10 protein-coding genes are annotated in these 12,157 nt (G+C 65.4%); 4 read left to right on the top strand and 6 right to left on the bottom strand.

All coding sequences use genetic code 11. The features are described from left to right. Positions 1–7: 7 nt before the first annotated feature. Complete coding sequence (locus RAD10_RS36265; RefSeq protein ID WP_461621192.1) at positions 8–430, bottom strand: MAPEG family protein; 423 nt, start codon at positions 428–430, stop codon at positions 8–10. A gap of 171 nt (positions 431–601) precedes the next feature. Here RAD10_RS36265 and RAD10_RS36270 point away from each other — a divergent pair, with 171 nt between their 5' ends. Both RAD10_RS36270 and RAD10_RS36275 read left to right on the top strand, forming a co-directional pair. Continuing rightward, a complete protein-coding gene (locus RAD10_RS36270) occupies positions 602–1,216 on the top strand; it encodes an acriflavin resistance protein (protein ID WP_461621193.1) in 615 nt (204 codons plus the stop codon). 69 nt (positions 1,217–1,285) lie between these two features. Then, positions 1,286–2,128 (top strand): metallophosphoesterase family protein, encoded by an 843-nt coding sequence (locus RAD10_RS36275; RefSeq protein WP_461621194.1) that lies wholly within the window; start codon positions 1,286–1,288, stop codon positions 2,126–2,128. A 15-nt stretch (positions 2,129–2,143) separates the two neighbouring features. Here RAD10_RS36275 and RAD10_RS36280 read toward each other — a convergent pair whose 3' ends face one another. The 3 genes from RAD10_RS36280 to guaB all read right to left on the bottom strand — a co-directional run bounded on the left by RAD10_RS36280 (position 2,144) and on the right by guaB (position 5,470). Then, positions 2,144–2,443: a hypothetical protein gene (locus tag RAD10_RS36280; RefSeq protein ID WP_461621195.1), complete on the bottom strand. Its 300-nt coding sequence runs from the start codon at positions 2,441–2,443 to the stop codon at positions 2,144–2,146. A gap of 262 nt (positions 2,444–2,705) precedes the next feature. After that, positions 2,706–3,728, bottom strand: a complete 1,023-nt coding sequence (locus RAD10_RS36285) for an NADP-dependent oxidoreductase (protein ID WP_461621196.1) — start codon at positions 3,726–3,728, stop codon at positions 2,706–2,708. A gap of 248 nt (positions 3,729–3,976) precedes the next feature. Continuing rightward, complete coding sequence (guaB, locus tag RAD10_RS36290; protein ID WP_461621197.1) at positions 3,977–5,470, bottom strand: IMP dehydrogenase; 1,494 nt, start codon at positions 5,468–5,470, stop codon at positions 3,977–3,979. A gap of 476 nt (positions 5,471–5,946) precedes the next feature. On the opposite strand from guaB, the gene RAD10_RS36295 reads away from it, so the two are divergent. Beyond that, positions 5,947–7,437 carry an MDR family MFS transporter gene (locus RAD10_RS36295; RefSeq protein ID WP_461621198.1) on the top strand — a complete coding sequence of 497 codons (1,491 nt, stop codon included), beginning with the start codon at positions 5,947–5,949 and terminating at the stop codon, positions 7,435–7,437. Between the two features lie 185 nt (positions 7,438–7,622). On the opposite strand, the gene RAD10_RS36300 is transcribed toward RAD10_RS36295, so the two are convergent. Both RAD10_RS36300 and RAD10_RS36305 read right to left on the bottom strand, forming a co-directional pair. Then, entirely contained in the window at positions 7,623–8,306 is a 684-nt protein-coding gene (locus RAD10_RS36300) for an RlmE family RNA methyltransferase (protein ID WP_461621199.1), read from the bottom strand. Between the two features lies 1 nt (position 8,307). Next, positions 8,308–9,381 carry a Ppx/GppA phosphatase family protein gene (locus RAD10_RS36305; RefSeq protein ID WP_461621200.1) on the bottom strand — a complete coding sequence of 358 codons (1,074 nt, stop codon included), beginning with the start codon at positions 9,379–9,381 and terminating at the stop codon, positions 8,308–8,310. A gap of 209 nt (positions 9,382–9,590) precedes the next feature. Here RAD10_RS36305 and RAD10_RS36310 point away from each other — a divergent pair, with 209 nt between their 5' ends. Further along, positions 9,591–11,963, top strand: coding sequence for a xanthine dehydrogenase family protein molybdopterin-binding subunit (locus tag RAD10_RS36310; protein WP_461621201.1), 2,373 nt, complete (start codon positions 9,591–9,593; stop codon positions 11,961–11,963). Positions 11,964–12,157: the final 194 nt, after the last annotated feature.

Genomic DNA, 12,157 nt, shown 5'->3' on the forward strand with positions numbered 1-12,157 from the left:
GCAAGAGTCAGATCAACAAGAGCATTTTCAGCGCGAAGTAGATCCACATCGCCAGCAGCACGAGGACGCCGGCGAGCCAGACCGTGGAGCGCCGGCCGAGATCGTTCGAGGAGACGAACACGCCGGCATGGACAAAGCGCGTTACCACAAACACCCAGGACATCAGCACGATGAAGAGATCGGCATGGCGCAAGGGCAGCGCCAGCGCGATCAGGACGTAGAGCAGGATCGGCAGCTCGAACTGGTTGCGGTAGCAATTGGCGATCTGCGTGGCGCCCTTCGGCCAGTTCGGCTCGCCGAGCGCAATGTCGCGGATGCTGGTCTCGCCGGAGACCAGCGTCTTGCGGCGCACGAAAACCATGCCGATCAACAGCGCGAAGGTGAGGCCGATCTGGACGAAGACCGGCAGCAAGACCATTTGAACGGACATCGGAACTTTCCCATCCGGCGGACGGCGCCGGACCGTCCATTAGCCGCCGCTCCTCGTCCTGACAATCAACCAGTTGAACCGGCGTTCCCGCTCTTGCGACCAACCACCGATAGTTAAAGCGATTTCGGCCCCTTTTCGGGGCCCGAGGCGAGATAGAGGCGAGATGGCGCCATGACCACCCTGTCCAGCCTTTGGAGCGAATCCGCCGACGGCCGGCTCGGTATCCTGATGTCGGCCCTGTCAGGTATCGCGATGGCGCTCGCGGTCGCGCTGGCGATGACGGTCTATTTCCGCATGAGCTACCGAACCTGGCGCGACGTCATCCGGCATGGCCTCACTGCTCTGGCCGCGACTGCCCTATTCGCCTTTGCCGCCTACGACATGCGCCATGCCGCGGCGGCCTATCTCGGCCTCAACCCGTCCAAGCCAGCGGTCGAGTTCGAGATCCGCATGCCCCGGGAAACGTTGACCACGGCGACCGACGGCCAGATCGAGTTGCATACCGACCGCAACCAGACGCTGGCGCTGGTCGACGGCGTGCGTGACCTCTCGGATGGCCGCGCGCTGCTGCGCGGCGCGGTCGCGCTCAACCATCGGACCGCGGACCGCGTGCTGGTCGTGAACCTGCCGGGCAAGGGCATTTTCGAATTCCGCCTCCGTCTGCCCGCCGAGCCGCATCGCTCCGAGCAGTTCGGCCCCTGGCACCTCGCCGACCGCATCGCCTCGCCGCTCGCCGACACCGTCGCGCCGCAGGACGCCTACACGATCCGGTACCGCGTGCTTTAAACTTTGTTCGTTGCGATCCATGCCCGCGCCGTCATCGTTCCGACGCCCGAGCACAGGTACGATGATCGCATGTCCGAATTTCGCCTGACGCAGATTTCCGACACCCATCTCGGCCGGCGCTTCCCCGGCCTGATCGCCAACTTCCAGGCGATCAGCGAGCATATCGACGGCAACCGGCCCGATCTCGTGATCAACACCGGCGATGTCGCCTTCGACGGGCCGACCGGCCGGGACGATGTCGTCTTCGCAAAAGACCTGCACGACGCCCTGCCCGTCGACTGCCGCTACCTCCCCGGCAATCACGACATCGGCGATAATCCGACCGCGGTCGGCCCGGTGCCGAAGCCGCCGGTCACGGAAGCGCATCGCCGGCAATTCTGCGACCTCATCGGCGAAGACCATTGGTCATTCGAGGCCGCCGGCTGGCGCTTCATTGGCCTCAACTCGCTAGTGATGAACTCGGGGCTCGCCTTCGAGGCCGAGCAGTTCGACTGGCTGTCGCAGGAGATCGCGCGCACGAATGGCCGGCCGGTCGCGCTGTTCCTGCACAAGCCGGTGTTTCTCAATCTGCCCGACGATCCCGAGACACCAGAAACCTCGATCCGCTACGTGCCGCAGCCGGCGCGGGCACGGCTGATCGAGATGCTCGCAACGATCGACCTGCGCCTCATCGCCAGCGGCCACGTGCACCAGCGGCGCGACTTCACCTGGCGCCACACCCGCCATGTCTGGGCGCCGTCGGCCGGCTTCGTCATCAACGATCAGCGCCAGGACCGGATCGCGATCAAGGAAGTCGGGCTGGTCGAGTATCGCTTCCGACCCGACAGTTTCGAGGTCCGCCACGTCAGGGCTGCGGGCCAGGTCGATGTCGACATCGAGGAGTTGCTCGTCCAGATGGGCGGCGAGCATTAGGGCGCGCCGATCGGCTCAAGCGACGCTCTTGAGGTCCTGCTGGATCGCGGCGAGCAGGGATTGCAGCGCTTCGCTGTTCACCGGCTTGGCCGCGAGATCATTGGCGGGCGGTTGCCTGACAGGCTGCGCGGCCTTGACCGGGCGCTTCGGGAATGGCGGGGGCGGTGCCGGCATCGAGGGGCGAGCAAAATCGCCCTCCTCGTCGACATGGACGAACTTGCCATGAATGACGTCGTCGTGGCGGCCCATGACGAACATGGCCAGCCAATAGCCGGCGGCAAGCAGGATAACGCAGAAAACACTGATCTCTAACATCGCAGCACCTAAAATATGCCCGATGATTCAATGCCTTCGCCGTCCCGTCAATGAACAGCCGGTCACACCTGCGGCTTTTGCGGGCAGGTGTGACCATTTGGTGACTCTTTCTTAACTATCCCCAGGAGGGCTGTGGCTCTGTAGCCACGTGAGTCCCAGCCCTGTCGCCTAAAGCGCGATGAATGAGATCGTCATCGCGCTTTAGGTTGTTGTTTGGGCATGATCTTTCCGGAAAACCGCTTCGCACTTTTCCGGATCATGCCTAGGCCTTGTCCGGCCCGACCCGGACCAGCTGCTTGCCGAAATTGGCGCCCTTCAAGAGGCCCATGAAGGCACCGGGCGCGCTGTCCAAGCCCTCGGTGACGAACTCCTTGTATTTGACCTTGCCCTCGCGGACCCATCCCGACATGTCGCGCAGGAAGTCGCCATGGCGGGAGGCGAAGTCAGAGACGATGAAGCCGCGGAAGGTCAGCCGCTTGGTCAGCGTCGCGCGCATCATGCTCGCGGCCCATTTCGGCGGCTTGGCTTCGGTGTCGTTGTAGTGTGCGATCAGGCCGCAGACCGGCACGCGCGCGAACGGATTGAGCAACGGGAACACCGCCTCGAACACGGCGCCGCCGACATTCTCGAAATAGACGTCGATACCCCCAGGGCAAGCGTCCTTCAGTTTTGCGCCGAGATCGGGATCGCGGTGATCGATGCAGGCATCGAAGCCCAGCTCCTTCACCACGTAGTCGCACTTGTCCTTGCCACCGGCGATGCCGACCGCGCGTGCGCCCTTGATCTTGGCGATCTGACCGACGGCCGAGCCGACTGCGCCGGAGGCCCCCGCGACCACGACGGTCTCGCCTGCTTGCGGATTGCCGATGTCGAGCAGGCCCGTGTAGGCGGTCATGCCGGGCATGCCGAGCACGCCGATCGAGGTCGAGATCGGACCGAGCTTGGGATCGACCTTGATCAGGCCCTTGCCATTCGAGGTCGCGTGAGACTGCCAACCGGTTCGTGCACGGACGATGTCGCCCTTGGCGAAATCAGGATTGTTGGAGGCCGCAACCTCGCTGACCGCCTCGCCCTCCATCACGCCGCCAACCGGCACCGGCGCGGCATAGGACGGACCATCACTCATGCGCCCGCGCATATAGGGATCGAGCGACAGCCAGATCGTGCGCAGCAGGACTTCACCCGCCGCAGGCGTCGGGACTGCGAATTCCTCGATGCGGAAATCAGATGATTTGGGCTCGCCGACGGGACGCGCGGCGAGAACGATACGTTTTGCTTGGGACATGGCTTCCTCCGATTATCTTTCGACGTGAACGGAAGCGGAGGGAGCTAGCTGCGTCAATACAAAAGCGGCGGAGCCACACACTCGCTGTCATCGCCCGACTTGATCGGGCGATCCAGTATCCCAGAGACAGTCGTAATTGAACCGAGAAGCCGCGGCGTACTGGATGCCCCGGTCAAGCCTGGGCATGACACCGTCCTTGAGGCAAGCGCGTCGAAACCCACGCGCTCGCGCGGTGCCGAGACCGGCGACTAGCCCCCGCCCGGATAGTTCGGGCTCTCGCGCGTAATCGTGACGTCGTGGACGTGGCTTTCGCGCAGGCCGGCGCCGGTGATGCGGACGAACTGGGCCTTGTCGTGCAGGTCCTTCATGTCCTTTGCGCCGACATAGCCCATCGCGGCGCGAAGGCCGCCGGCGAGCTGGTGCATGACGTTGCCGACCGGGCCCTTGTAAGGCACCTGGCCCTCGATGCCTTCAGGCACGAGCTTGAGCGTGTCCTTGATGTCCTGCTGGAAGTAGCGATCGGCCGAGCCGCGCGCCATCGCGCCGACCGAGCCCATGCCGCGATAGGCCTTGTAGGAACGGCCCTGCCACAAAAACACTTCGCCCGGCGTCTCGTCGGTACCGGCGAGCAGCGAGCCGACCATCGCGATGTCGGCGCCGGCGGCGAGCGCCTTGGCGAGGTCGCCGGAGAACTTGATGCCGCCGTCGGCGATGACGGGAATGTCGGCCTTCTTCGCCGCTTCCACCGCATCCATGATCGCGGTGAGCTGGGGAACGCCGACGCCGGCGACGATGCGCGTGGTGCAGATCGAGCCCGGACCGATGCCGACCTTGATGCAGTCCGCGCCCGCATCGATCAGCGCCTGCGTGCCCTCGGTGGTAGCAACGTTGCCGGCGACGACCTGCACCGAATTGGACAGACGCTTGATGCGATTCACGGCATGCAGCACGTGGCGGGAATGGCCGTGCGCGGTGTCGACGACGACGAGGTCGACGCCGGCATCGATCAGCCGCTCGGTGCGCTCGAAGCCGGTATCGCCGACGGTGGTGGCGGCGGCGACGCGCAGGCGCCCCTGCGCGTCCTTGCAGGCGAGCGGATGGGCGACCGCCTTCTCCATGTCCTTGACGGTGATGAGGCCGACGCAGCGATATTGCTCGTCGACCACGAGCAGCTTCTCGATGCGATGCTGGTGCAGCATCCGCCGCGCTTCGTCCTGGCTGACATTCTCGCGCACCGTGACGAGGCCCTCATGCGTCATCAGTTCGGAGACTTTTTGCCGGCGGTCGGTGGCAAAGCGCACGTCGCGGTTGGTGAGGATTCCGACCAGCTTGCCCGGCGTGGACTTGCCGGCGCCGGTGACGACGGGAATGCCGGAGATGCCGTGGTCGCTCATCAGCTTGAGCGCGTCCTCGAGCGAGGCCTCGGGGCTGATGGTGAGCGGGTTCACCACCATGCCGGACTCGTAGCGCTTGACCTGGCGCACCTGCGCGGCCTGCCCTTCGGGATCGAAATTGCGGTGGATGACGCCGAGGCCGCCGGCCTGCGCCATGGCGATCGCCATGCGGGCCTCGGTGACGGTGTCCATGGCCGAGGCCATGATCGGGATGTTGAGCGGAATGGCGCGGGTGACACGCGAGCGGATGTCGACCTCGCCCGGCATGACGTCCGACAGGCCCGGCTTCAGCAGCACGTCGTCGAACGTAAAGGCTTCGCGGATGCCCTGAAGTTGCACCGTGGCCATTTGCCAACTCCTTCCTGCGGCCTTGCCGCAAATGCTAATGGATGAGCGCCGCCCTCGGCGTACCTTGCGGCATCGCCTTGAGAATCGGAGCCCATCGGTGGGGTTGACGCGGGTCGATAGCACGGCCGCGTGACGAATCAAAGCAATTCGGACGGCTGGCCAGCCATGCACAGGCTTTTTTGGCCAGTTCAGCCGAGCGGCGGCCCCACCCACCCACTGTCATTCCGGGGCGCGACGAAGTCGCGAACCCGGAATCCATCGCGCAGCAGGCCCTCCGGCCCAATGGGTTCGCGCCAAGGCGCGCGCCCCGGAATGACGAGGGAGCGAGAAGTCGCGAACCCCGTTTGATGCAGCGGGAGGGTCACACCGTTGTTACACGGGACTTAGGTGCTATGCGTCGATCCGCAATAGTCGCAGGCGAGTGGCGGTGATAAGCCGCAAGTCCACCCTTTTCCGATTTTCATTACCAATCCGTCATGGTCGACAAGCAACGCATCATTCCGCTGATCGTCGCCACTGCTCTCTTCATGGAGAACATGGACTCGACGGTGATCGCCACTTCGCTGCCTGCGATCGCGGCCGACATCGGCACCAGCCCGCTGACGCTGAAGCTCGCGATCACGTCCTACCTGCTGTCGCTCGCTGTGTTCATCCCGGCGAGCGGCTGGACCGCCGACCGGTTCGGCGCACGGATGGTGTTTGCGATCGCGGTCGGCGTGTTCATGGTCGGATCGGTCGGCTGCGCGCTATCGAGTTCGGTCACCGATTTCGTGTTCGCGCGCATCCTGCAAGGCATGGGCGGGGCGATGATGACACCGGTCGGCCGCCTCGTGCTGCTGCGCTCGGTCGACAAGAGCGCGCTGGTCAACGCCATGGCCTGGGTGACGGTCCCTGCCCTGATCGGTCCCGTGATCGGCCCGCCGCTCGGCGGCTTCATCACGACCTACGCGTCCTGGCACTGGATCTTCCTGATCAACATCCCGATCGGGCTGCTCGGCATCTTCATGGCGCTCCGCTTCATCGACCCGATCAAGAGCGAGGAGCGCGAGCCGTTCGATCTGTACGGCATGGTGCTGGCGGGCATTGGCCTTGCCGGCATCGCCTTCGGCCTGTCGGTTGCCGGTCTCAACCTGCTGCCGTGGAGCACGGTGGCCGCACTGATTGCGGGCGGCGCGATCGCGATGACGCTCTACGTCATTCACGCCCGGCGCACGGGCTCGCCGGTGCTCGATTTCTCGCTCCTGAAGCTGCCGACGCTGCGCGCGGCCGTGTTCGGCGGTTTCATGTTCCGGCTCGGCATCGGCGCGCTGCCGTTCCTGCTGCCGCTCTTGATGCAGATCGGCTTCGGCCTGTCGCCGTTCCATTCGGGCCTCGTCACCTTCGCCTCCTCGCTCGGCGCCATGGGCATGAAGACGCTGGCGGCGCGCATCATCCGCACCTTCGGCTTCCGCAACCTGATGACGGTGAACGCGATCGTCAGCGCGTTCTTCCTCGCCGTCTGCGCGCTGTTCACGGTGACGACGCCGCTGCTCATCATCATGGTCATCCTGGTGGTCGGCGGCTTCTTCCGCTCGCTCGAATTCACCGCGATCAACACGGTCGCCTATGCCGACGTCGAGACTGCGCAGATGAGCCGCGCCACCACCCTCGTCAGCGTCAACCAGCAGCTCGCCGTCTCCGCCGGCGTCGCGGTCGGCGCGGCCTGCGTGGAAACGACGATGTGGTTCAATCATGTCAGCGAGATCGACGCCACCGTGTTCGCCCCCGCCTTCCTCGTGGTCGCGCTGACCTCGGCGGCATCGAGCTGGTTCTTCTGGCAGATGCCCGTCGACGCCGGCCACGAGATCTCCGGCCGCAAGGCCGTGGAGATCGCCAGCCGCAAGGGCGCCGGCAAGGGTGCGGAGAAGGCGGCGGTCAAGACCGCGACGGAGGACACCCAGGACGTGCGCGATCAAAGGTTGGGGTGAGCTGGGGGAGCGGGCGCCTCACACACGGTGTCGTCCCTGCGAACGCAGGGACCCATAACCACAGGGCGCAGTTGTCGCGCGCGAGAGTAACTCCGAATCCCCGTAACCACATCAGCCTGTGGCTATGGGTCCCGGATCCGCGCGCGCTTAGGGCGCGCTTGTCCCGGACGACAGCGGAGATTGGCTCAGACAGCTCCGCCCCGAAACCCCGTCGCCAGCACGTAGCGCTCCGACGAATCCTGCCGGCTCGCCGCGGGCTTCACGTGACGCACCGTCGCGAAATCGCGCTTGAGCTGGGCGAGCAGATCGGCATCGGCGCCGCTCTGGAACGTCTTGGCCAGAAACGCGCCGCCGGGCTTGAGCACGTCGCAGGCAAAGGCAGCGGCGGTCTCGACCAGGCCGACGATACGGAGCTGGTCAGTCTTGCGGTGGCCGGTGGTGTTGGCGGCCATGTCGGACATCACGAAATCGGCGCCGCCCCCCAGCATCGCGGTGAGCTTGTCCGGCGCATCATTCGCCATGAAGTCGAGCTGCGCGAAATCGACGCCGGGAATCTCGGGCATTTCCAGCAGGTCGATGGCGACGACCTTGCCCTTGCCTTCCACCGAGCCGACGCGCTTGGCCGCGATCTGGCTCCAGCCGCCGGGCGCCGCGCCGAGGTCGACCACGGCCATGCCGGGCTTCAACAGCCGGAATTTGTCGTCGATCTCGAGCAGCTTGAACGCGGCGCGCGAGCGATAGCCCGCCGCCTTGGCCTTCACGACATAGGGATCGTTGAGCTGCCGCTCCAGCCACAGCTTCGACGACAATTTGCGCTTGCCGCCGGTTTTGACCTGGACGTGCAAGCGGCCGGTGGTGTCCTTGGCCATCTCACCAGCTCCTGAGCGCGCCGTCCTCGCGCATCATCTCGACCAGCATGCCTTCGCGCAGGCCACGGTCGGCGACGCGCAGGCGCGGCAGCGGGAAGGCGCGGCGGATCGCGTCGAGGATGGCGCAGCCGGCGAGCACGAGATCGGCGCGCTCGACGCTGATGCAGCTGTTGCCGGCGCGCTCCTCGTAGCTCATGCCGAGCAGCTTTCTGATGGTCGCGGTGATGTCGGAATCGTTCATCCAGATGCTGTCGATGCGGCGGCGGTCATAGCGCGCGAGGTTGAGATGGATGCCGGCGAGCGTCGTCACCGTGCCTGAGGTGCCGAGCAGGTGCATGTCGGCGAGATCGCCGCCGTGGACTTCGGCGAACGGCGCGACGTGGTTCGCCACCTCCTGCTCCATCGCGGCGTAGATCTCCGGCGTCACGTCGCGGCCGCCGAACTGCTCGGCGAGCGTGACCACACCGTAGGGGATCGACATCCAGGCCTTGATCCGCGGCTCCGGATTTTGCGGATCGCGCTCGATCCGCACCAGCTCGGTCGAGCCGCCGCCGATGTCGAACAGGATCGCGCCGCGTCCCCTGGGGTCGACCAGCGGCGAGCAGCCGAGCACGGCGAGCGCGGCCTCGGTCTCGCGATCGATCACCTCGAGCTCGATGCCGGTCTCGGCCGCGACGCGGCTGCGGAACCCCTCCGCATTCGAAGCCGCGCGGCAGGCTTCGGTCGCGATCAGCCGCAACCGCCGCGCTTTGCGCAAATTGATCTTGTCACGGCAGATGCTGAGCGCGGCGATGGCCCGCTCGATCGCGGCCTCGCTGATGCATCCCGTCGCCGAAACCCCCTCCCCGAGCCGGATGATCCGCGAGAAGGAATCGACGACGCGAAAGCCGTCTTGGGTCGGACAGGCGATCAGCAGCCTGCAATTGTTGGTGCCGAGGTCCAGCGCCGCATAGACGCCGGTTCCCGACGCCTGCGCGCCGACAGCCGGTTCGGTGGCCAACGCCACCGCCGCCATCGACCCCTCCAGCTCACCGTGCGGCGCATGGCCGTCGCGGAGCCGCGTGTGGTCATTCATACAAACTGTCTTTCCGCGGCCGGTCGGGCCGGTCTGGAATTGATTTTTCGCCTGAAACATTAGCAGCGCAGCCGGCCTGCGCAACAACGCATCACATGGGACCATGCCCATTCGTGCGTTGTCGTGAACGGGGTGGTGGGTTATCTCAATGGAGTCCGGTGCCCCGCTGCCGCGAAAATGCGCAAATGCCGGCTTTTCAGGTCAATTCCATGCAAGAACACACCAAATCGTCCACGCTCGAAAACGCTATTGCACTGCAAAAATATGGCGTCGGGCAGCCCGTCCGCCGCAAGGAGGACGACACGCTGGTGCGCGGCAAGGGCCGCTACACCGACGATTTCAACCTGCCCAGCCAGGCCTATGCCGTGGTCATCCGTTCCACCCACGCCCATGGGATCATCCGCGGCATCGGCATCGACGCCGCCAAGGCGATGCCGGGCGTGCTCGGCGTGTGGACCGGCAGGGATCTCGATGCCGCCGGCTATGGCCCCTTCACCTGCGGCCTGCCGTTGAAGAGCCGCGACGGCTCGCCTTTGCTCCAGACCAATCGCCAGCCGCTGGCGACCGACAAGGTCCGCTTCGTCGGCGATCCCGTCGCCTTCGTCGTGGCAGAGACGCTGGCGCAGGCGCGCGATGCGGCCGAGGCGGTCGAGCTCGACATCGAGCCTCTGCCCGCGGTGACCGATCCTGAAGAAGCGGCCAAGCCCGGCGCGCCGCAGCTCTATGAGCACATTCCTGATAACGTGGCGCTCGACTACCATTATGGCGACATGGAAAAGGTCAACGCGGCCTTTGCCGGCGCCGCCCATGTCACCAGGATGGACATCGAGAACACCCGTGTCGCCGTGGTCTCGATGGAGCCGCGCGTCGGCCTTGCCTCCTACGACAAGACAACCGAGCGCTACACGCTTCAGGTCCCGACCCAGGGCGTTGCGGGTAACCGCGCCAACCTCGCCAAGAACCTGAAGGTGCCGAACGAGAAGGTGCGCATCCTCACCGCCAATGTCGGCGGCTCCTTCGGCATGAAGAATATCAACTATCCCGAGTACATGTGCATCCTGTACGCGGCAAAAGCGCTGGGCCGCCCGGTGAAATGGCTCGACGAGCGCTCGACCGCCTTCCTTTCCGACAGCCACGGCCGTGCGCAGAAGATCCACGCCGAGCTCGCGCTCGACGCCGAGGGGCATTTCCTGGCGGCCAGGCTGTCCGGCTACGGCAATCTCGGCGCCTACATCACCGGCGTCGCGCCGGGGCCGCTCTCGCTCAACACCGGCAAGAATTTTTCCAGCGTCTACCGCACGCCGTTGATGGCCGTCGACATCAAGGTGGTGCTGACCAACACCACGCTGATGGGCGCCTATCGCGGCGCCGGCCGGCCCGAGGCGAACTACTACATGGAGCGGCTGATCGACCGCGCCGCCGACGAGATGGGCATCAACCGGCTGACCCTGCGCAAGCGCAACTTCATCAAGCCGAGCCAGATTCCGTTCGCGGCCTCCTCCGGCGTGACCTATGACAGCGGCGACTTCCAGGCCGTGTTCAACAAGGCGCTCGAAATCTCCGACCACGAGAATTTCGCCAAGCGCAAGAAGGAGAGCAGGAAGGCCGGCAAGCTGCGCGGCATCGCGGTCGGCTCCTATCTCGAGGTCACGGCGCCGCCGAGCCCAGAGCTCGGCAAGATCGTGTTCGACGCTGACGGCACTGTGCAGCTCATCACCGGCACGCTCGACTACGGCCAGGGCCATGCCACCCCATTCGCGCAGGTGCTGAGCGAGCAGCTCGGTGTTCCCTTCGAGAGTGTCAAGCTGGTGCAGGGCGACAGCGACATCGTCCACACCGGCAACGGCACCGGCGGCTCGCGCTCGATCACGGCAACCGGCCAGGCCATCGTGGGGGCTGCAAAGCTCGTCATCGAGAAAGGCAAGCGCGCAGCAGCGCATATGCTGGAGGCGTCCGAAGCCGACATCGAATTCGAAGGCGGCAGCTTCACCATCGCCGGCACCGATCGCAGTATCGACATCATGGAGCTCGCCAAGAAGCTGCACGACGGCAAGACGCCGGAGGGCGTGCCCGATAGCCTCGACGTCGATCACACCAGCGAACCGGTCGCCTCGGCGTTCCCGAACGGCTGCCACGTCGCCGAGGTCGAGATCGATCCGGAGACCGGCGTGGTGCAGATCGTGCGCTACAGCGCGGTCAACGATTTCGGCACGGTGATCAACCCGCTGCTGGTCGCAGGCCAGCTCCATGGCGGCGTCGTCCAGGGCATCGGCCAGGCGCTGATGGAGCATATCCGCTACGACGAGAGCGGCCAGCCGATCACGGGCTCGCTGATGGACTACGCCCTGCCCCGCGCCGAGGACGTTCCCAACATGACAGTCGGCGATCACCCGGTGCCCGCCACGACCAATCCGCTCGGCAGCAAGGGCTGCGGCGAAGCCGGTTGCGCCGGCAGCCTGTCGACGGTGGTGAACGCCGTGCTCGATGCGCTCTCCGACCACGGCATCAAGCAGATCGACATGCCGCTGACGCCGGAGCGTGTGTGGCGGGCGATCCAGGACGCGAAGAGCAAGGCGGCGTAAGGGGCACACGCTGCTTCTCCACACACAACTGTCATCACCCGCGAAAGCGGGTGATCCAGTACTCCGAGACAGTAGTTGTCGACCGAGAGGCCGCGGCGTACTGGATGCCCCGCCTTTTGTTTAGCCCGGACAGATCACTGACGGGTGTTCGGAGACATAGCTGACACATCAACATTGGCTGGATTGGTCCGATT

It is taken from the genome of Bradyrhizobium sp. 23AC, from assembly GCF_054863025.1.

Coding starts and splice junctions, on each gene's coding strand:
- RAD10_RS36265 (WP_461621192.1), bottom strand. CDS start 430: ATGTCCGTTCAAATGGTCTTGCTGCCGGTCTTCGTCCAGATCGGCCTC.
- RAD10_RS36270 (WP_461621193.1), top strand. CDS start 602: ATGACCACCCTGTCCAGCCTTTGGAGCGAATCCGCCGACGGCCGGCTC.
- RAD10_RS36275 (WP_461621194.1), top strand. CDS start 1,286: ATGTCCGAATTTCGCCTGACGCAGATTTCCGACACCCATCTCGGCCGG.
- RAD10_RS36280 (WP_461621195.1), bottom strand. CDS start 2,443: ATGTTAGAGATCAGTGTTTTCTGCGTTATCCTGCTTGCCGCCGGCTAT.
- RAD10_RS36285 (WP_461621196.1), bottom strand. CDS start 3,728: ATGTCCCAAGCAAAACGTATCGTTCTCGCCGCGCGTCCCGTCGGCGAG.
- guaB (WP_461621197.1), bottom strand. CDS start 5,470: ATGGCCACGGTGCAACTTCAGGGCATCCGCGAAGCCTTTACGTTCGAC.
- RAD10_RS36295 (WP_461621198.1), top strand. CDS start 5,947: ATGGTCGACAAGCAACGCATCATTCCGCTGATCGTCGCCACTGCTCTC.
- RAD10_RS36300 (WP_461621199.1), bottom strand. CDS start 8,306: ATGGCCAAGGACACCACCGGCCGCTTGCACGTCCAGGTCAAAACCGGC.
- RAD10_RS36305 (WP_461621200.1), bottom strand. CDS start 9,381: ATGAATGACCACACGCGGCTCCGCGACGGCCATGCGCCGCACGGTGAG.
- RAD10_RS36310 (WP_461621201.1), top strand. CDS start 9,591: ATGCAAGAACACACCAAATCGTCCACGCTCGAAAACGCTATTGCACTG.